Source organism: Paenibacillus sp. P13VS (assembly GCF_015143645.1).
GTDB lineage: Bacteria > Bacillota > Bacilli > Paenibacillales > Paenibacillaceae > Paenibacillus > Paenibacillus xylanilyticus_A.
Window position 1 is genome coordinate 725389 of record NZ_WYEV01000003.1, and the last position, 20248, is coordinate 745636.

Below are 20248 nucleotides of genomic sequence, written 5' to 3' on the forward strand. Positions count from 1 at the left end.
AGAGTCCTGGACGCTTCATATGCTGCACCTCTATTCACGGGATAACCTGGACTCCAGCTCTAGCTCACGGTATTCCTCTGGAGTTACACCTACTGACTTTTTAAAAATCTTACTGAAATACGTGTAATTGTGGTACCCCACCGCATCTGCGATCTCATATACTTTTAATTCGCGGCTTAATAGATAAGTCTTGGCATGTTCGATTCGAACCCGTGTCAAGTAGGAGATAAAGTTCTCTCCTTTTTCCTGCTTAAACATTCTGCTAAGATACGACGGATTCACATTAATCTGACCAGCGACGCTTTGCAAAGAAATGTCCTCGGCATAATACTTGTCAATGATTTGAATGGCCAGATCTGCATACGTAAGCTCCTGCATGATTTGGGAATCGGCTTGAAAGCAATATGCGATATGCGTCAGCATTTCCTGATGAATGTCCTCCCAATATTCTCCTCTTAGAACCCTTTCATAGGGCGACTCTTCCTTTAAGTAAGGCTTGCTGCCTCGTGTATCGCGTGTCATATGAGAGTGGAGCATTTCCATTATCGTGATATATTGCTTACGAATACTGTTCTCATCCCCCCGCTTTGCTTCCAGATCCGATCGCACCATTTCAAGAAACTTCTCCGCCTCTTTGACGTCTTTGCTTACCCACAACTTATGAATGTCTTTTTGTTGCTGCGGACTCAGCATCCCATTTATTTCGTATCGTGCCGGTGCTTGAGCCAGACTCTCGTAAAACAATACTCTGTTGCTACCTGTAAAGAAACTCTCCCTTAGCGCGGACTCTGCCTCTTGACATGCCTTCCTAAGAAAGCGAAATCCGGAAACCGTTGTACTTACACCAGCCGTTAGTGATAGATTCATGAAATCCTTGATCGAGGATAGAAGCTTGCTGCACAGTTTATTAATATCGACCTGGCTGGACCCACTGCCAGAAGGGAGATTGACGATAACCCAATATTCGGATGAACTTTCAACTAAGATCTCTTTGTTCCACTTGGATGGAATGATCTCCTCCATAATATTCACGATCGAAAAGCGGAGCAGCTTCTCTCCTTTCTCAATATATTTCCTCTTCACTTGCTCGTAATAGTTCACGACAAACTTGATCACCACAAGCCTGTCAGACCGTATGCGAAAATGCAGTTCTTCGGCTTTGGTAATCATATCTTTTTCACTTATGAATCCGCTTACAATATCCTGGAAGAAACTATCCTTGAGATGTCTTAAACTCTTCGAATAATCATGCTGCACCAATGGTACATTGGTCAGACTGTTCTGTTCGCTTTGCAGTTTCTGCCTGATCTTCGTAAGCAGTTCGATCAGGGATGTTTCTGTAATTTCACTTTTGATCAAGTAGTCTACCGCACCCAGCTTTAATGCTTCCTTCACATAATGGAGTTCATCAAAATTACTCAGAATGACATACTTGCAATTTTTCAGTACTACAGATGCTTCTTTTATTAGCTTAAGACCATCCATAATCGGCATTTTGATATCCGTAATGATCAGATCGGGAGAAGCTTCGAGTGCAAGCTCCAATCCTTCCTTACCATTTCCTGCTTCACCGACAACACAAAAGTCAAATTCCTCCCAGTTCAGCATGGAACGAATTCCAACGCGCATCAACAATTCGTCGTCCACAATCATCAGTTTATACATGAGAACCCCCAGTTTACGTTATTTCGTGATGAACCCTATTCTATTGATTTTGCTGAAAAATGTGAAAGCACTGGAGCTTTTTAGCTATTTTACCATTGCAAAGAGAACGAGCCTATCTCCTTCAGAACTAAAATTCTGGTCCATATGTAAAGCCCGGAGCTTGTCTACTTCTCTTACAGCCACATCACCCAACAGCAAGAGATCTGTTGAAACCTGTATTTGCGGAGATTGAATCCTTGGAAAAGGTTCCCCGGTAAACAAAACAATGGAGCACCTACGACTGACAAGCTGCTCCATTACGGCTCTCTCTATTCTTATCAAAATGAACTGGTATTCAATACGCTTGAAACAAGCTATTCCTCGATTCTTCTACAAAGCAATAAAGCCGATGGTTGGATATCGGCTATACTAATCCAGCGACCCATGGGGATAACAGCAAACTGACATCACTGGTATTAATAAGATCACCAACCGCTAAACCTGTAAGATTTTGAACTCTGAAATTGATTGGAATAGCGTCATCTACAGTCCCTGTTCCTGTAGTACGGCCACCTATGGATGAACCGTTAATTTGGTTATAAACAGCTAAGTAATAGACTATATTACCTGAAAGGGTCACTGGTGCAGTTAATGGCAATATGAACAGGCCTGGTGTTATGGTTGTTGCTACCGTAGTGACACCAATGACGCTTGCTGTGGTGCCAGTGACTGGCTCCAGCACGGCCATCTGAAAGGTACCTGTATTTGTACCCATTTGTGTAACAAACGCTGCAAGTCTGCTGATCGTAGAGTCTTGACCATCAAAAGCCAGTGCCCCAATGGCCTGATTATTTCCGCTCCCAGCATTAAATGGGATTAACGTATCGATGTCTCCTATTTTGAGAGTTTCAATAAACGGTGAATCGATGCCAGCAATTCCAGTCGCCCCAGTCACACCGGTTACTCCCGTTGAACCTGTAACGCCCGTTGCACCCGTTAAACCTGTGGCACCGGTTGGGCCAGTAGCTCCTGTAGCGCCTGTTGCTCCAGTGACTCCCTGCGCACCCGCTGCACCTACGCCTCCGGTGGCTCCAGTTGGACCTGTGGCTCCGGTTGCTCCGGTGACTCCCTGCGCACCCGCTGTACCCACGCCTCCAGTTGCTCCAGTCGGACCTGTTGGACCTGTTGCTCCAGTTGCTCCCTGCGCACCCGCTGCACCTGCGCCTCCGGTGGCTCCTGTCGCTCCTGTAGCGCCTGTTGCTCCAGTGACTCCCTGCGCACCCGCTGCACCTACGCCTCCGGTGGCTCCAGTTGGACCTGTGGCTCCGGTTGCTCCAGTGGCTCCCTGCGCACCCGCTGCACCTGCGCCTCCGCTTACTCCGGTTGGACCTGTAGCACCTGTTGCTCCAGTGGCTCCCTGCGCACCGGCTGCACCTGCGCCTCCACTTGCTCCGGTTGGACCTGTGGCTCCGGTTGCTCCGGTGACTCCCTGAACACCCGCTGCACCTACGCCTCCGCTTACTCCGGTTAGACCTGTTGCTCCGGTGACTCCGGTAACGCCTGTCGCTTCTGCTGCACCCACGCCTCCGGTGGCTCCCGTTGGACCTGTGTTGCCTGTTGCACCGGTAACTCCTTGCGCACCCGCTGCACCCACGCCTCCAGTTGCTCCCGTAATTCCTGTAGCGCCCATTGTTCCGGTGACTCCCTGCGCACCCGCTGGACCAACACTCCCGGCTGCGCCTCTATCTCCTTTTACACCTCTATATCCTCGTGGTCCTCTCCAACCTGTACATCCTCTTTTACACTTTCTGCTCTTCTTTTTCTTATTATATTTCTTAGCATTGGCATCTCTACTACAGTATGGTTTATGATCTTTTGGAGACTCATGATTTGGAATCTGGCTATAACAAGGTTTTGTCTTCTTCAGTTTCTTCTTCGTCGAAGAGCGATGGCTGGCCTTTTTCGGGTGCTTACGCAAAGCGTTTTCTTTTATGCGAGTAATCTGATTCAGCTCCAATGAAAAGGTCAACTATTACACACCTCCTTATGCCTAAGATATGCGATGGTTGAAAACTGGGACTAGGTAAAGTCACCAATATATATAGCCTATCGTCATAAAGGCAAATGCTCCTAGTAACCAAATCCCATACGTAGGTCAAGCCAAATATGCAAAAACCTGAAATGCAATACTATGTATAACTGGGCTCTACCCGTAAGTCTAGACTCCATGAATTTCACTAGAGTTAGCTCCCTTCTCGCTTTCGACCAAACGGTTATTTTGTTAGTCTACGAATACCTTGATATATTTATATGAAGAGCTATTAGTCAGATATATAAAAATTGGAGTTCAAGTTTGTGAGGTGAAGCACGTGTATACCATAAGTGAAATGCAATCTATATTGAATATCAATGCTTCGACTCTCAGATATTACGAAAAAGAGGGGATTCTCCCCGAAATTGAACGTAATGATGGCGGAAGACGGGTTTACAGGGAAGAACATGTACTGCTGATGAAATTTCTCCTCTGCTTAAAAGAAACGGGAATGAGCATTGAAGACCTGAAAGCCTATATGAACTTAGGCTATCAGGTGGAGACTATGCTTGAAGACCGAAGAGATATTTTAATCCAACACAAAAAAAGCGTGGAAGAGCAGATCTCCCAAATCCAATCCAATCTGGAACGCATCAATCAAAAAATTGGATTCTATGATGATTTGATTTCGAAGAAGAACCTTCCCGAGTAGGATGCTTGACTTAAAGTTAACTTTAAGATGTATGTTATGTACACATCACGAAAAGGAGAATTACACATGCACTCAAACAAAACTTATCGTCGTACTCCTCAGGAGCCCATTACATCAGGTTACGGGAAACATTCCACAGCAAAAGAAACGCTCCAAGAAATCAATTTAAGCGATAAAATTTGTATTGTAACTGGTGGATACTCTGGCATTGGACTGGAGACCACACGTGCTTTGGCAGAAGCCGGTGCTACAGTCATTGTGCCTGCACGAACCATAGAGAAGGCTCGTACGGCTCTAGCCGATATCCCTCATGTTGAGATAGAAGAGCTTGATCTCATGGACCCTGCTTCCATTGATGCCTTCGCCAAGCGTTTCCTGGATTCGCAACGCCAACTTGATATTCTTATTAACAATGCTGGTATAATGGTTCCTCCTCTGACCCGGGATTTCCGTGGGTATGAATCCCAATTTGCTACCAATCATCTGGGACATTTCCAGCTCACTGCACGTTTGTGGCCTGCCCTTAAACAAGCTGGAAGCGCTAGAGTGGTATCGGTCTCCTCATCAGGCATTGTGTTTGGCGGAGTAAACTTTGAAGACCCGAATTTCGAACAAGAGCAATATGAGAAATGGAGAGCTTACGGACAGTCCAAATCTGCAAACTCCCTTTTTGCCGTTTCATTAGATGAATTCGGCTATGATTATGGCATTCGGGCATTCGCTGTCCATCCTGGTGCAATCTATACCGATTTGTCCCGCTTTCTGTCGGAGGAAGAATTGAATAGTCTGGACTTTGGCATGGATCTCAAGACAGAAGAGCAAGGAGCAGCAACGAGTGTATGGTGTGCCACAAGTCCGACGCTGGAAGGTCAAGGCGGTGTTTACTGTTTAGATGTGAACATTGCCAGAGCTGTACCTACGGTGCAGGATATGCCAGGTGTACTGCCTTGGGCCATTGACTCTGACTCAGCACAACGGTTGTGGGAGCTTAGCGAGAAATTAACTGGTGTGAAGTTTGATTTGGGACAGGTGTAAACAACAAGAAGCGAGCCGTGCATTGATTGCACAAGCTCGCTTCTTTTTATCCTATGACTACTTTTATTTTAATTCAGTAGTGAACTCCTTAATTTTTTCAGAGATTTCTTGGGGATGGGAGCGATACAAGTAATGTCCCGCATCCATTAGGACCATTTCTGCATGTGTAGCATCCTTTATTTGCTTCTCATGTTCGGGAACCCATCGATCCGTTGCCGCGTTATTCGCTTGAACAAAGAGAAGAACAGGTAAGTTTTGAGGGAACGATAGCTTCTCAGCTTCAGTAAAGTTGGTATACATGTGCTCTGCCTCGTTCAACTGCGTGTTGTTATACATGTTTTTACGTATGAAGATGTCTATTTGCTCTTTGGTTTGTTGATCATATGACAGTCCTTCATAAGGGTCCGTGCTCAATTTTAACTGTATGCGGTGGAAGCCCAGGTTCCGAAACCATTTAATCGGAGTGGTCACTGATGAATCAATGGTCTGTTCTTCTTTCAGCGTTGGAACACTGCTATCCAGCCCAATAAACGCTCTCACCTCGTCTGGATATTGGTTCACATAATCCAAGCTATAGATTCCTGATATGGAATGAGCCATGAGAATGTACCGGTCAATATCGAGGCTTTGTAATGCTTCATGAATTTCACTTACGATATTTGCAGTGCTGCGCTCCTTCTCGGTCTGATCGCTCAATCCGTAACCAAAAGGCTCAACGACGACGACTTTGTAAAATGGCGATAGCTCTGTGATGAGCGGTTTAAAATCAAGCGCAGGTGCCGCAGTTCCATAACCGGGTAACAGGACGACCGTCTCTTCGCCTTTCCCTTGAATCGAGACATTCATCTGCTTCCCATCCACAGATACAAGCTGACCGTAAGGTTCTGTTCTTTTTTGTTCTGAATAACGGCTAACCTGGTTAAATGTATACACGCTGGCTACAAAAAGCAGGATGGCTATTACGATTGCAGCGATGATTTTAAGTAAAATATGTAACACATTCTTGAATAATGTACGTTTCCTTACTTTCTTTGCTGCTTGTTGTGTCAATCTCTTTCAGCTCCTCTTGTCATCTTGTACAATGGCTTTCCGGTCCACTGATGCTAGTCTAACCAACCAAGTTGTCCTCTGAATGAATACAATATGAACGGAGTATGAACAAGAAGATGCAAAGGATAAAGCTCCTAAATTCCTTCCAGGCGTAAAAAATCAGACCATGTAATTAAAAAAAAGCCGCTAAATAGCGACTTTTCGTCAGAAAATGTTCAATTGTTATAACCCATTAAGCTCACGTAACTCGGAAAAAAAGAACATGACTTTGAAGCTCCTAAGCTTCTTCTAAGCTGCTATAGTCCACTGACTACTTTTTAGCTGCATTCCAAGCATTGAAGAATTCACGGACACTTCTGTATCGTTGATCACGTTCCTGACTAACCGCTCGTAAAGCGACTTCATATAGCGATCTGTTTGCTTCCCATTTTGCAAATGAATGATCCATCTCACCACCCAGCAGCCCGAATGCAATGGCTCCCATGGTAAACACATTCGTTCTCGCATCAATAGGCGCACCCCGTATGAACTCTTCCGGTGCCTTTGAGCGCGCTGCTCCCCAAAAGTTCTCTCCCATGTCATTGACTGAAGGAGCCGTTCTGTAAAAGTCAATGTCACAGATCTTCGTTTCACCCGTTGTAAAATCATATAGTATACTACCGTCATAAAAGTCAACAGCAACGTATCCTTTGGATTCCACGTGTTGATGAAACTCAAATATTTTATCCAGTGAATGCTGTCTCTGCTCGGCAGATAGCTGTCTATATTTATAAAAAGGCGATTCCGGATGACTTTGTTTCGCTTCACCTGCAAATAACCAGTGTGAATGCAGGCATTCGCCAGTAAACCATTCAAAAATGACAGCATACCCATTTGCCGTTTCAAAATGCTCTATACGTTCAATGAGATTGGGATGAGCCAGGGTTTTGTACAGCGGCATGGCACTCTTTAATCTGGCAATTGCATCTCCGGGATTTCCTGAAAAAGCCATGGGTCTGCATCCCGCATATTTAACAAATCGCTTCTTGCCGTTAATCTCAACTCCAAAACTGATGTTACCCGAATCCTGCTGGTCAAACACGCTAAAAACGGTACCAAGCGCTTGCAGCCATGTGAAATCATGTTCTTCTTGAAGTTCGAATGTTACACGATCCATCTTGAATGAAATCGATTTTTGATCCATAGTATTGTCCCCTCACCATTTGGGGAATCACGCCGTTTATAGGGCTACTTAAACGTGTTTACCCTTTTTTGATCTGCCCTGTTATCGTATAAATGTCTTCTCATAAGACATCACTCCTCTCATATGCTGTACCACTATTATCCATCTAAATGGTATTATTGCAAACCTCCATCAGGTGAGGAAACTCCCCTTAGTTTACTTAATCACTGAAAATCAAAAAAAGTCGCTTTAGTTAGCGACTTATTGTTCAAACAATCTTATTTAACTATTCTGAAAAAATTCAATTGGATGCCTTCATGCATTTTGATTAATACTGAAACACCGTCGGGAATTGTTGTACAATTCCCATTGTCATCATATCCGCCATCTCTAACGCCTGTTGTTGAATGGGATCACTTATTGCAACATTTCTAACGTAATCTTTCGCTATCCGCGTTGCCACCTCTTCCGTGAGGAGACGTAAATGTTCATGCATCATACGTTGCCATTCGATTTGAGACCAGTATGGATTAATTTGGGCCAGAAAGGCTGCAATTGCATCTGCATTCGCATACCACCGTTTCTGAGCATCTTCTGCAGCTGCTGTGTTACCAGACTTCAAGTTACTAACAAGTTCGGCCGCAATGGTTAAATGTTCTCTGAACAATGTTTCAAATTGCTTGGCAATAGCCGTCCCATACAACGGTTCAAGCACCATGGCGAAATCACTTGGATTGCGTAAAAGTCTTGCGGTTGTTGGCTGGACATCCTCAAGCCCATCGACGATACTGTTTACGGTTAATCTCGTCCAGAACACATGCTGTTCCCATAGTGATCTGAGCTTCCTGTTCAGATCGACACTGGCTGGCGTCCAGCTCAAATGATCTGATTTTCGATAGACAGGATAATAGTAGGTTGGAATATAATTCATCATGATCCGTCAGCTCCTTTTCTACAACAATATATAGGCAATAGCCTTCATTGGTGCATTCGGATGAGCGAAGTTGATTCTTTTGTCATTCCTGATATTTATCAAAAAAATAAAAACCAATGAACGAGTGAACGTCCACTGGTTTACATCTTCAATATCGTTTACACGGATTCTTCCCACATCTCGGGTTCAACATGTACATGTACAGTATACACATCGTGTTCTCGAAGCAATTCGTCTTCAACATCGGTGCATATATCGTGTGCTTGGTGCATGTCCAGGTCAGAACGAACCGTAATAACGACGTCTACAACCGCATTATTGCCGTAGCTTCTCGCTCTTACATCTTTCACCGTCTCTACCCCATCAATCGTGGCAATGGTTTTTCTGTACTCCCGAATAAGCTCCACATCAAAACCGTCTGTTAAATGGTGAGTAGCCTCTTTGAAAATATCCCATGCTGTTTTACAAATGAGGAAACCTACGATGACTGCTGTTACGGGGTCAAGCCAAGGCAGTCCAAATTGCGAGCCTGCAATTCCAATCACAGTACCTATACTTACCCAAGCATCAGATATATTATCACGAGCTGCGGCCATGACAGCCTGGCTTTTAATTTTGGTAGCGAGTCGTTTATTAAACCGATAGACCAAGTACATCACAACTGCACAGAAAATGCCTGTATATGCGGCAATCAGATCCGGGGATTCACTTTCCCCTTGAAAAACGGAACCAATGGCTTCGAACAAAACCTGTAAACCAACAGCCATCATAATGAACGAAGCCACTAACGATGCTACGGTCTCCGCTTTCCAGTGACCATATGTATGATCCTTGTCTGCTGGCCGTTGAGCAAGCCGGAGTCCAATAAGGACAGCGATCGAGGCCACAATATCGGTTGCGTTATTCAACCCATCTGCTTTGAGCGCTTCTGAGCCTGCGATCGAACCGATAACCAGTTTTAATGCGGTCAGGCATATATAAGCAATGATGCTAATAATGGCTCCTCGTTCACCCATTTTTAAATTGTCGTACTTCAGTTGATCCACGAAAAAAATCCTCCTGCATTCCCCAGTCTTCTAGCACGTTTTTGATAGTATCATCGAGAGATTATGTGGGTCTAGAGAAACGTTTTGGGCACAGTGAAACATAATCTGAACACGGCAAGACTGTTATAACGAACTAAAAGAATTGGAGTGGGTAAACTTTTCCCGTGTGTAGAACTACAATTAGAAAAAGCGAGCTGTTTGCTCGCTTTTGTACAACCCTGCATCTCATCCCATTTTTGTTCTTCGCGTATCTAGTTCATGTCGTGAGTCTTCATCTTGGCTAATTCCTTATTTCTCTTCAGTTGAAGTGATTTTCTTCCCGCACTCCATTCAGCAATCAGGAAGAGCAATCCTAGTAGTAGATACAGGATAAAACCAAGAGTACTTTCAATACGTTCTGTAACAAACATCCATGTGGAGATTCCAATATAAGCTACGGGTACAATTGCACCCCAATAAACGTTGCTTCTGGTTGAAAAAAAGTACTGAACTGCCAGTATTCCTACAATGATCAATAATCTGTAAACATCGTTCATCATTCACTTTTCCTCTCTTGTTTATATTTCTGAATAATTAGTTTGGCATCATCTACGCTTATCCGGTCATCAATAGATAAATTCTTAATGAATTTAATAAAATCTTCGTTATCCTCTGCTTCATTGACCTTTATTTTCTCAATAAGCCGATCGAGCTTAATTCTTACGGTTGGATACGAGACTTCATATATCTTCGCAATTTCTTTTAATGATCCTGAGTTTAGAACAAATTTTCGGATAAACTCCATATCCTCATTTTCCAAAGCTAAAACCCAATTAGGCACGTCTTTAATATCCATATTCCCCCTCCTTTTATACATATAATAACCAAATAATTAAATAAAATCAAATTTTATTTTAATAATATTAAACATAAAGTTGATTTAATTATAAATATTATAAAAACTAAAGAAACAAACACAAAAAACCATTGAGCTCATCACAAGCTCAACGGTCCTTTTCATACTCTTAGTCAATTCTTCAAGGCTGGTATCTGAGTGCTCCACTCTTCCCCGTTGACGGTTCCCTTGAATTGGTAGACGGGCTGGTAATACCCTTTTGAATCGTAGACATAGGTCAGTTCATAATCGGTCACAATCAATTCGTCGTTTTTTTGCAGATCATTATACATGTAGAAATTCCCTCTAAGAACTTCTTCATACGCGTCCGCCGGACTGCTCACATCTACGGTACGTATATATTTATTCTTATTCATGGCATAGAACAAATCTTGTGGAATAAGACCTTCTGCCGCAGGAACAATGATGATCATCCCATGATCTACGTCTCGCTGTTCTGTTGCCATTTCGGAGTTGGACATATGCAAATCCCATCGAACGGTATCTTCATTTTGTGTACTAAATTCAGCTTCCTTAGGCAGTAATCCTTGCTGACTTAGCCACTTACCATAGGCAGTTCCTTTTTCCTCCAAAACCTCCGCCTGCATTGAGTTCGTCGCATACTGATTAGGTGCCAACGACCAATTGCCACTATTCACGTTGTAATTAAAGGTGTAATCGGTTCCTCCGCTGTCATACAGATTCCAGATCCGGTTGAATCCGTCAATGGAGATGTGACCTCTCTGCTGCAGTTGAAAATGATCACTCAGTAATGAAACCATCTGCTTGGCATACTCCATGTTATGAATCTCAAAGCTTCGATATAGTGCTACGGGTTCAGCGTGGTCGGGCAGTTTTGTGTCTAGCGTCACATGGACCTGATTCATTTTCTGCGATGTGGCTGGACGAATGGCAAGATTCCCGAGCTCTTGGCTGGAATACATCATGAGTGCCCCTGTAAATAACAGTACAAAGGTCAAAGGAATGCAGAGGGCACGAAACATCGCTTTGAGGGATATTCTCTTTTGCTGCCTGATATCAAGGATTGCACTCATCAACCCGTATCCTGCTAAACTGCCGAGCGTATTGTGCAATATGTCATCCAGTTCAAATATCCCTCTGCCTGTCGCCATTTGAAATGTTTCTATACCAATTGTGATCATTAGCGATATGATTAATATCGATTTGAAGCCACGTGTCTTCTTTCCCAGAAGTGGAAGCAGGAAGCCTAGGGGTGCAAACATCAACATATTGAAAATAATAAGCTGGAATTCACTCAGCGACCATTGGTTCCATGCATTTACATAGCCGCTGAACAACTCCAGGTTTACCCATCCGCTATAGTTAGCCCCTCTGCTAAATGTTGTTAACATCATGACCATGATCAGCCAGCCCATCAATGAAAATGAGGCTATAAACTGCCATAATTTTATGATGCGTTTTCCTCCTCTTTTTCTATACAACCTATACGCCAATAACACGATTCCAAAGGCTATGAGACCGACTATTAATGCAACACCCGCAACAGGTAATAGTTTCTGTACCACTTGAATGAAATCCATCTGTATCTCCTCCATCATGATTGGCTGCACTGCGCAACTTTTAATAGTTCAAGTATACTGACAGTGGAAAAAAGCTCCTATCTATCAAGCTTTCATGAATCTTTCAATCGTGTAAGATTGTACTTGAGATCCTAAGTAATAAATTTGGTTTCAATTCTGAAAAGGTGTTTAAATACCAAAAAGGAGAGCCGCTTGTACAATTACAAGCAGCTCTCCTTCTATTATAAATCGTTTTTTAGTGATCCAAAAATACAAGCTGGATGAAGAACAATACCGCAAACACGTAGAATACCGGATGAACATCCTTGCCTTTACCACGAAGCAGCTTCAGAACCGGATAGAAGATGAATCCTACGCCAATACCCGTCGCAATACTGTGCGTTAGTGGAGTAAGGATGATAATCAGGAAAGCAGGAAATGTTTCTTCGAGATCCTTCCAGTTGATTTTGCTGATAACGCTGATCATGAAGTACCCGACAATAATCAGTGCCGGAGAAGTAATCGCTGGAATACCGGATATTACGCTTACGATAGGTGTGAAGAACAGCGTAAGCGCAAGCAGCACACTTACCGTTACTGCCGTCAGTCCCGTTCTTCCTCCTGCAGCTACCCCTGTGCTGGACTCGATATAAGCCGATGTTGGGCTGGTTCCGAGCAAGGCGCCGGTCGTTGTTCCTACGGCATCTGCCAAGAGCGCACCGCGTGAGCGAGGGAATTTCCCGTCTTTCAGGAGTCCTGCTTGTTCAGCAACACCCAGCATCGTTCCCGTTGTATCAAATAGCGTAATTAACAGGAAGGTGAAGATGATCGTATACAAGCCATTTGAGAATACACCTGACAAATCCAGTTGGAAAGCCGTTGCTGTAAGCCCTTCCGGCATGGATACGATGGATTCCGGCATTTGAAATAGCCCCATTATCCAGGCCAGAATCGCTGTAACCACCATTCCGATGAACAGATAACCTTTTACATTGTAAGCCATCAACACAACCGTAATAATCAACCCAATAATCGTCAGGTAGGTCATTGGTTCTGCCAAATTCCCGATGGTAATCAAATTCGACTCCGAATCGGCAATAATTCCTGCATTTTGCAAGCCTACCGTCGTAATAAACAGACCGATCCCTGCTGTAATCGCGTGCTTAAGACTCGCCGGAATGGCATCGAGCAGCATGTAACGGAAGGAAGTAAGTGATAAAACAATAAACAAAAGCCCTGCGATAAATACCGCACCTAGTGCAACCTGCCAGGACACACCATATCCTGCAACTACACTGTAGGCAAAAAATGCATTCAGACCCATACCCGGCGCGATAACGATCGGATAGTTGGACCATATCCCCATAATCAGCGTTGCCACAATGCTCGCCAGTACTGTTGCAATGAATACCCCGTTGAACTCCATTCCCGTGCTGCTGAGTATTCCCGGGTTTACGATCACTATGTATACCATCGTGAAGAATGTCGTGATCCCTGCGATGATTTCGGTTGAAACACTCGTGCCTCTTTCTTTCAGTTTGAACCAATTGTTCATGGTAAAGCCAGCCTCCAACTTTCAATTATTTCTGGATTAGATAAAAACAAAAAAATCCTAATCTTCGTATAGGATTGTAATATTACCGCTCCTATATTCGTCATTAGGATTGAACAGCTAAGCTTAGAGATTCAAAAAGTGATCCTCATATCTGTTATAACCTGATGTCCATTTCGTATTTTAATAAAAGTAACACGCATTGTCAACGAATCAACCGATTTGTTCACAGTTAATTACGAACTATAACTATGGATTGCAATTAATTCATTCGTTTTTCGGGTAGAGATACATTCCCTTTCTGATCATCCGTAATCGGAAATGCATAACAAAAAAAACGGCACCCATTATGGTACCGCAGTTTTATGATCAACTAACCTACTCGATTTGTTTTCATATACTCTCTAAATTCCTCAGCAATTTCTCGGTATTTCGTATGATGCAGGTAGTGTGAACCTTCCATCGGGATCATCTTGCCCTGGGCAGATTGTGCGGCTTGCTCCGCATGCAGCGGAACCCACTGCGGATTGTTCTCATTATTCGATTGAACAAAAAGAAGCACGGGCAGATCAGCAGGATAAGTGAGCTGTTCTCCATTTTTGAAGTTGGAGCCGAGATGCCTTAGCTCATCCAACAGCGTCGGATTGGTCGCAACCTGATTCGAAATCAATTCCATCTGCTCTTTGGTATGTTCATCGAAATCAAGAGATGCATAAGGATCTGCACTCACTGCTTTCATGAATCTCATCCAACCTGAATCCTGAAGGAACTGCATCAATCCCAGAGGCAATTGCACATCCATGCCGGGTTGATTGGGAACACTGCTGTCAATGCCGACAAAAGCAAGAACTTCATCCGGATATGTCTTCACATAGGATACTCCATAAAGTCCTGTGATTGAATGCCCCATCAGAATGTAACGGTCAATACCAAGCTGCTGTACAGCTTCGTGATATTCGCTGATAATATTCTCTGTTGTTCTCGCCTTCTCCGTTTCGTCACTCAACCCATAACCAAAGGGCTCAATGGCTACGACTCTGTAATCGGGAGACAATTCATCAATCAACAATTTGAAGTCAAGCACCGGCGATGGAGTACCTTGTCCCGGAAGCAGAACAATCGTCTGCTCACCCTCTCCTTGAATATATACATTCATCTTTTTCCCATCCACATGGACATACTGGCCATACGGTTCGATTTTCTTTTTCTCGACTCCGTTACTGATGGCATTCACTACAAATACGATGCCCATGCACAGTACAAGTCCACCGGCGATACCTCCGATTATTTTCAACCATAAGCTTCGTTTCTTACGGATTTTCGTTCCCGTTGTTTGTATTTCCACCGTTTTTGCCACATTCATCTTCTCCTGTCTTCGCTTCTGAAGCGTCGCCTTGGCGACATAGTTGAAGTGTAACCAAGCAAGATGTCTACTTCGTGACGGCAGTATGAACTGAATATGAACAAGTCAAAATCAAGTGATGTCATTGTTAAATCAACGTAACTGGAGAATACGATTCACATCCCTTGGGCCTGGTTTTGTCCTCGTTATGAAGCGCTAAGCCCGATTCTCTCCATTTCCCAGGGACATAACAAAGGGGCTAGCGGAAAATTACCGTCTAACCCCTTTGCACTTTCATCTTGTTCTACTTACTCAACAAGGCATCAGCCTTCTTCGCTGCTTCGGCTATTGCTGCTTCTGCCGTAACGGACGAATCAACAACTGCACGAAGAATCTCATCCTTAATCATCTCACCAATTTCAGGATAAACCTTCTGCATCGGACGAGGACCTGCATATTCCAGTTGGTCTACCGCTACTTTAAACAGCGGCTTCTCTTCATAAAGCTTCTTCATTTCATCACTTTCCACCGCGCTGATTCGGCTAGGCAAATATCCCGTGAAGGAGCTCGCATAGATCGTTTGCTCTTTCGAGGTCATCCACTTGATAAACTTCCACGCCGCTTCCTGCTTTTCGGGGGACAGGCCAGAGGTCATGACCAGGTTTGCACCACCCGTTGGCACACCAAACGTATCATTTGCAGGCATAAATGTCGTTCCAAGTTCAAAGCCCTGCTCTTCTGCAACCTTCATATTATTGGTCAGGTCTGCAGTGGAAGCGAACAGCATCGCTGAACGCTGATTGTGGAAATCCGTCTTGGCTTGCGTACCCGCGTCATCCGTCGTACCGATGCTCATGATGCCTTCATCCTTCATCTTCAGCCACAACTTCACAGGTGCAATTCCCGTTTCATTATTGAATGCCGCACTTTTCCCATCTTCACTAATCATCGTTCCTCCGCTCTGTCTTACAAAAGCTTCATAGAACCAAATATCGACAGGCATCGAGATGCCATAGCGCTGATCCTTAATCGTTAGCTTGCGTGCATAATCTTCAAATTCAGTCCAATTCTTCGGTCCTGCAGGATCAAGTCCCGCCTCCTCCAGCATCGTACGGTTGAAGTACAGGATAGGTGTACTGCGTAAATAAGGCAGAGCATACAGCTTGTCATTCACGTAGGAATTTCCCATCAGACCTGGAATGAAATCATCCATATCAAGCTGATCCTTCTCTACAAAAGAAGTCAACTCCTGCGTCATGCCGGATTCGGCAAATACACCAACCGAAGCAATTTCATTTTGCCATACTTCGGGAGCATTGCCCGCTGCAAAAGCAGCCTGTGCCTTGGAATGCTGATCTGCATACGATCCCTGATATTCTGCCTTCACAATTACTTCATCCTGGGATTCATTAAACATTTTCACCAGGTTCTCATTGTTCTCGGCAATCTTGTCCCCCCATGAGTACCAATATGTAATCTCTACCGGTTTGTTCGCCGTGCCGTTCGAACTCCCAGAAGCAGCAGCATTATCGCTTGAACCCGCAGAATTGGAATCACCACAACCAGCTAAAGCAAGTGCAAGCGTTCCTGCTAACAAAAGTGAACCAAACTTCTTCATGAATAAACCCTCCTACGAATAATGGATTGAATTATTTCACACCCGAATAAACAAATGCTTTAATAATTTGCCGTTGTCCAAATAAGAAAACAATCAGAATCGGAACGACCAAAATCATGTTTCCAGCCATCAAAATGTGCCATGCCGCCCCTCCGTCCACCTCGCGAAGCTTGGAAATCCCAATCGGAAGTGTTCTGGCTGCATCCGAGGTGGTCATCACAAGCGGCCAAAAATAATCGTTCCAGTGTGCAATGAAGCTGAATAATGCAAAGGTTACCAGCGTCGGACGGGCCATCGGCACCATAATCCTAAGGATGATCTTCCATTCAGGTGTCTGGTCAAGCCGTGCAGCTTCAATAAGTTCTTCCTGTACCTGCTTGAATGACTGCCTGAGCATGAAGATCCCAAAGGCGCTGGAAGCGAAGGGCAGAATAAGTGCCAGCAGATTGTTAATGAGTCCCCACTTGCTGAGTAACAAATACACGGGCAAAAAGATGAGCTGACCTGGAATCATTAAAGTGACCATCGTAATTCCAAATAACAGCTTGTCTCCTTTGAAGGAGTATCTGGCAAACGCATAAGCTGCCAATATAATGGTCGTAAATTGAAGAAGAAGGATACTGATGGATACAACAACACTGTTCATTAGATATTTCAAGAAAGGTCCAGATTCCCATGCCGCCTGGAAATTGCTCCACATCACCTTGGATGGAATCCATTTGGGGGGAAAGATCACGGTCTCCGGATACGACTTCAATGATGTTGAGATCATCCATAGAAAAGGGATAGCAAAAATCGCAACCAGGACGATCGTCCCCGTGACGTTCAGAGCACGCAGAATTGACTTACTTGCCATGACATTTCCCTTCTCCTTTCTATTGGTAGTGAACCTTGCGGCTTAGCAGCTTGAAGTAGACTAATGTAAGCAAACCAACAACAACAAGCAGGATAACTCCCGCTGCCGAAGCGTAACCGATCTTGAAGTAGCGGAATCCGTACTCATAGATGTAAAAGACGAGCGTATTCGTTGAATTGATCGGACCTCCATTGGTCATGATGGCTATGGTTTCAAACACCTGGAACGAACTGATCAGATTAATGATAATTAGGAAGAAAAGGGTTGGTGAGAGCATTGGCAGCGTAATCTTGTAGAACTTCCTCCACCAATTGGCCTCGTCCAGAGCTGAAGCTTCATACACATCCTTTGGAATACTTTGAAGCCCAGCGATGAAGATGAGCGCGTTGTAACCCACTCCCTTCCAGACCGAAACAAGCACAAGTGACAGTAATGAACTGTCTGGACTGCTGAGCCACTCCAGCTTGGGCAAGCCCATCATGTCGAGTAATCCGTTAAGTAAACCGAATTTGGGATCCATCAGCCACATCCACACCAGGGATACCGATACAAGAGAAACAATATGTGGACTAAATAGCGCACCCTGAACGAATCCGTACCATGCGCCTTCCCGATTCAGCCATATGGCTAGCAGCAGTGATATTACAATGGATAAAGATACGGAAAGAAGCGTATAGTTCAAGGAATTGCCCAGGACTTGTAGAAACGCACGATCCTTAAATAACTCGGTAAAGTTGTTGAAGCCTACAAACTCCTTGACCGGATTAATGAAATCCCAGTTATAAAAACTCAGGAAGATCATATAGAAGATCGGATAGATGAAAAAGATCGAAAATATGACGATCGAGGGAGCCACCATGACATAGGGACGAAATTTGGACCAAACGGTCATGAATATTTCCCTCCCAGGACAATAAGCTCTCTCTCTACGGATCTCTCATGCTGACGAGCACGGACTCCGTTGCGATCGAAGTAGTACAGGTCCTGCATGGAGACCGTGATGTTCACCTCGGAAGCTGTCTCCAATGGCTTCAAATAACTCTTCACAGACACAAGTCCAAGCGCAGATTCCAGTTGATAGATGATTTCTGCACCTAGTGTCTCACGTGTCATGATCCGCCCTGGGAAATGAACAAGTCCGGACTGCGGCCGATTCTCAAGCGTCATCGTTGCTTTCTCCGGTCTGAAACCAACCTGCCCAATGTTGTCATGCAGCTGCCCACTCAAGTATGGCAGGATACGTTCACGATCAATCACATTCATCGGCGGTGTACCAATAAACTGGGCTGTGAACACATTATCGGGATCGTCGTAGATTTTTATTGGACCATCTGCTTGTTGAATCAATCCTTTGTTCATGATGACGATCCGATCTCCCATCGACATCGCCTCAACCTGATCATGTGTAACAAAGACAAAGGTTGCACCCAGCCGTTTGTGAAGCTGAATTAACTCCGTTCGCATTTGATGACGAAGCTTGGCATCGAGATTCGACAACGGTTCGTCCATCAAGAAGACTGCAGGACTCTTCACCATGGCCCGTGCCAAGGCAACCCGCTGGCGCTGACCTCCAGACAGAGCTTGCGGCTTCTTGTGCAGATACTCTGCCAGACCGACGACCTCCGTGATTTCCTTAACGAGGCGCTCGCGTTCGGGCCGGGGCACCTTGCGATTCACGAGTCCAAATTCAATGTTCTCCTTGACTGTCATCATTGGATATAATGCATAGTTCTGGAATACCATGGCCACATTGCGCTTGCCTGGTTCTACACCATTGACACATTGATCTCCAATCCAAATTTCTCCGCCCGTTTCTTTCTCGAGCCCTGCGATCATGCGGAGTGTCGTCGATTTTCCACAGCCAGAGGGGCCGACCAATACCGTAAATGAACCATCCTCAATGGTCAGATCCAGACCCGCTATGACTTTATCCTGCTTGAAGCTTTTTTCAATCTGCTTCAGCACAATTTGTGCCATGAGCTTCACTCCTCTTTTATTTATTGAGCGGCCGATGCGAATTGAACCGATAAAATAAGGTCGCTTTCTTCTCCTAATGCACCCGTGACAGGGCCAAAGCCTGGCATATCACAGCAAAAGCGCTGAATATCATCGAGGAGACCCGCTCCCTGTATCGGATGGTGAGTTATCTCTACCTGGCCCTCATGGACTTCGATAACACGGTATGCCGGCACATCCAGACAAGCTGCGGTCTGAACATAGTGCCACTTCCCCTGCTTCACGATGGAGTTTATGTGATTATGTCCGCAGAAATAGATGCCGCCTTCCGGTTGATTATTGAAGATGCTCTTCAGTTCATCCTGTGGACGAATGTACAGCTTATCGAGCGTCGAGCGTGCAGTGGTATCAAATACCGGATGGTGCCCGAAAAGGAGTACTTGCTTGTCGTATGAATTAGTAAGCTCTCCTTTGAGCCATGCCAGCTGTTCTACGTCCAGCTCCCCACCCCAATCTGCAGGATTCATTTCCTGGGTTGTGTCCAGAAAAATCAGCTTGGCATGAGGCGTGTCAATCGCCCGATAGCGATCTTGACCGGTTAATTTGGAGATTTCATGCTTTGGTATCGAATACGTGTCATGATTGCCAAGCACATGAATGAAGTTCCGTTCACTCCTGGAAAGGAAGGAGAACATCGATCTGAATTCCTGAGCCGTTCCTTCATGCGTCAAATCGCCAATAGAGATATGAAAGTCCGCCTCAACCTCCAAAAAAGCCTTGAGCATATGTTCATAAGCTCGAACTCTTGCAGCTTTCATCTCTTCCGTTCCGTGACTCATGCATGAATAGTGATAATCACCAAGTAACGCTAAACGCATGAACTCCACCTCCATT

The 20248-nt window shown here is 44.6% G+C and carries 17 protein-coding genes and 1 pseudogene; 2 read left to right on the forward strand and 16 right to left on the reverse strand.

Annotated features, from left to right (window positions below; translation table 11 throughout):
• Positions 1–30: 30 nt before the first annotated feature.
• The gene (locus tag GUA98_RS08175) at positions 31–1665 is read right to left on the reverse strand and encodes a helix-turn-helix domain-containing protein (protein WP_153978846.1); all 1635 of its coding nucleotides are present in this window, start codon (positions 1663–1665) and stop codon (positions 31–33) included.
• 907 nt (positions 1666–2572) lie between these two features.
• Positions 2573–3439 (reverse strand): annotated as a pseudogene (locus tag GUA98_RS30275) (collagen-like protein); the annotation flags it as partial.
• A 574-nt stretch (positions 3440–4013) separates the two neighbouring features.
• Here GUA98_RS30275 and GUA98_RS08185 point away from each other — a divergent pair.
• Both GUA98_RS08185 and GUA98_RS08190 read left to right on the forward strand, forming a co-directional pair.
• Positions 4014–4388 carry a MerR family transcriptional regulator gene (locus tag GUA98_RS08185; protein WP_153978847.1) on the forward strand — a complete coding sequence of 125 codons (375 nt, stop codon included), beginning with the start codon at positions 4014–4016 and terminating at the stop codon, positions 4386–4388.
• A 66-nt stretch (positions 4389–4454) separates the two neighbouring features.
• The gene (locus GUA98_RS08190; protein ID WP_153978848.1) at positions 4455–5423 is read left to right on the forward strand and encodes an SDR family NAD(P)-dependent oxidoreductase; all 969 of its coding nucleotides are present in this window, start codon (positions 4455–4457) and stop codon (positions 5421–5423) included.
• A gap of 63 nt (positions 5424–5486) precedes the next feature.
• Here GUA98_RS08190 and GUA98_RS08195 read toward each other — a convergent pair whose 3' ends face one another.
• The 14 genes from GUA98_RS08195 to GUA98_RS08260 form a co-directional block, all read right to left on the reverse strand.
• Entirely contained in the window at positions 5487–6473 is a 987-nt protein-coding gene (locus GUA98_RS08195; RefSeq protein WP_153978849.1) for an alpha/beta fold hydrolase, read from the reverse strand.
• A gap of 310 nt (positions 6474–6783) precedes the next feature.
• Complete coding sequence (locus GUA98_RS08200) at positions 6784–7656, reverse strand: serine/threonine protein kinase (RefSeq protein WP_153978850.1); 873 nt, start codon at positions 7654–7656, stop codon at positions 6784–6786.
• A 307-nt stretch (positions 7657–7963) separates the two neighbouring features.
• Positions 7964–8569: an acetylglutamate kinase gene (locus GUA98_RS08205; protein WP_153978851.1), complete on the reverse strand. Its 606-nt coding sequence runs from the start codon at positions 8567–8569 to the stop codon at positions 7964–7966.
• 158 nt (positions 8570–8727) lie between these two features.
• Complete coding sequence (locus tag GUA98_RS08210) at positions 8728–9615, reverse strand: cation diffusion facilitator family transporter (RefSeq protein WP_095286659.1); 888 nt, start codon at positions 9613–9615, stop codon at positions 8728–8730.
• A 251-nt stretch (positions 9616–9866) separates the two neighbouring features.
• Positions 9867–10151, reverse strand: coding sequence for a hypothetical protein (locus GUA98_RS08215; protein ID WP_153980727.1), 285 nt, complete (start codon positions 10149–10151; stop codon positions 9867–9869).
• Positions 10151–10450: a DUF2089 family protein gene (locus tag GUA98_RS08220; RefSeq protein WP_095286658.1), complete on the reverse strand. Its 300-nt coding sequence runs from the start codon at positions 10448–10450 to the stop codon at positions 10151–10153. The genes GUA98_RS08215 and GUA98_RS08220 overlap by 1 nt, the downstream gene beginning before the upstream one ends.
• Positions 10451–10623: 173 nt before the next feature.
• Complete coding sequence (locus GUA98_RS08225; protein WP_162009950.1) at positions 10624–12051, reverse strand: VanZ family protein; 1428 nt, start codon at positions 12049–12051, stop codon at positions 10624–10626.
• A gap of 235 nt (positions 12052–12286) precedes the next feature.
• The gene (locus GUA98_RS08230; protein ID WP_153978853.1) at positions 12287–13585 is read right to left on the reverse strand and encodes an NCS2 family permease; all 1299 of its coding nucleotides are present in this window, start codon (positions 13583–13585) and stop codon (positions 12287–12289) included.
• 370 nt (positions 13586–13955) lie between these two features.
• Positions 13956–14945 (reverse strand): alpha/beta hydrolase, encoded by a 990-nt coding sequence (locus GUA98_RS08235; RefSeq protein ID WP_167301700.1) that lies wholly within the window; start codon positions 14943–14945, stop codon positions 13956–13958.
• A 283-nt stretch (positions 14946–15228) separates the two neighbouring features.
• Positions 15229–16542 (reverse strand): ABC transporter substrate-binding protein, encoded by a 1314-nt coding sequence (locus tag GUA98_RS08240; RefSeq protein WP_153978855.1) that lies wholly within the window; start codon positions 16540–16542, stop codon positions 15229–15231.
• Positions 16543–16573: 31 nt separating this feature from the next.
• Positions 16574–17398, reverse strand: a complete 825-nt coding sequence (locus tag GUA98_RS08245; RefSeq protein ID WP_153978856.1) for a carbohydrate ABC transporter permease — start codon at positions 17396–17398, stop codon at positions 16574–16576.
• Between the two features lie 19 nt (positions 17399–17417).
• Positions 17418–18290, reverse strand: coding sequence for a carbohydrate ABC transporter permease (locus GUA98_RS08250; protein ID WP_153978857.1), 873 nt, complete (start codon positions 18288–18290; stop codon positions 17418–17420).
• Entirely contained in the window at positions 18287–19375 is a 1089-nt protein-coding gene (locus GUA98_RS08255) for an ABC transporter ATP-binding protein (RefSeq protein WP_193722685.1), read from the reverse strand. The genes GUA98_RS08250 and GUA98_RS08255 overlap by 4 nt, the downstream gene beginning before the upstream one ends.
• A 20-nt stretch (positions 19376–19395) precedes the next feature.
• Positions 19396–20232 carry a metallophosphoesterase family protein gene (locus tag GUA98_RS08260; protein WP_193722686.1) on the reverse strand — a complete coding sequence of 279 codons (837 nt, stop codon included), beginning with the start codon at positions 20230–20232 and terminating at the stop codon, positions 19396–19398.
• Positions 20233–20248: the final 16 nt, after the last annotated feature.

Bases quoted from the DNA above. Each gene is read 5' to 3' on its own strand.
- GUA98_RS08175 (WP_153978846.1), bottom strand. From the start codon at position 1,665: ATGTATAAACTGATGATTGTGGACGACGAATTGTTGATGCGCGTTGGA.
- GUA98_RS08190 (WP_153978848.1), top strand. From the start codon at position 4,455: ATGCACTCAAACAAAACTTATCGTCGTACTCCTCAGGAGCCCATTACA.
- GUA98_RS08200 (WP_153978850.1), bottom strand. From the start codon at position 7,656: ATGGATCAAAAATCGATTTCATTCAAGATGGATCGTGTAACATTCGAA.
- GUA98_RS08205 (WP_153978851.1), bottom strand. From the start codon at position 8,569: ATGATGAATTATATTCCAACCTACTATTATCCTGTCTATCGAAAATCA.
- GUA98_RS08215 (WP_153980727.1), bottom strand. From the start codon at position 10,151: ATGAACGATGTTTACAGATTATTGATCATTGTAGGAATACTGGCAGTT.
- GUA98_RS08220 (WP_095286658.1), bottom strand. From the start codon at position 10,450: ATGGATATTAAAGACGTGCCTAATTGGGTTTTAGCTTTGGAAAATGAG.
- GUA98_RS08225 (WP_162009950.1), bottom strand. From the start codon at position 12,051: ATGGATTTCATTCAAGTGGTACAGAAACTATTACCTGTTGCGGGTGTT.
- GUA98_RS08230 (WP_153978853.1), bottom strand. From the start codon at position 13,585: ATGAACAATTGGTTCAAACTGAAAGAAAGAGGCACGAGTGTTTCAACC.
- GUA98_RS08235 (WP_167301700.1), bottom strand. From the start codon at position 14,945: ATGAATGTGGCAAAAACGGTGGAAATACAAACAACGGGAACGAAAATC.
- GUA98_RS08240 (WP_153978855.1), bottom strand. From the start codon at position 16,542: ATGAAGAAGTTTGGTTCACTTTTGTTAGCAGGAACGCTTGCACTTGCT.
- GUA98_RS08245 (WP_153978856.1), bottom strand. From the start codon at position 17,398: ATGGCAAGTAAGTCAATTCTGCGTGCTCTGAACGTCACGGGGACGATC.
- GUA98_RS08250 (WP_153978857.1), bottom strand. From the start codon at position 18,290: ATGACCGTTTGGTCCAAATTTCGTCCCTATGTCATGGTGGCTCCCTCG.
- GUA98_RS08255 (WP_193722685.1), bottom strand. From the start codon at position 19,375: ATGGCACAAATTGTGCTGAAGCAGATTGAAAAAAGCTTCAAGCAGGAT.
- GUA98_RS08260 (WP_193722686.1), bottom strand. From the start codon at position 20,232: ATGCGTTTAGCGTTACTTGGTGATTATCACTATTCATGCATGAGTCAC.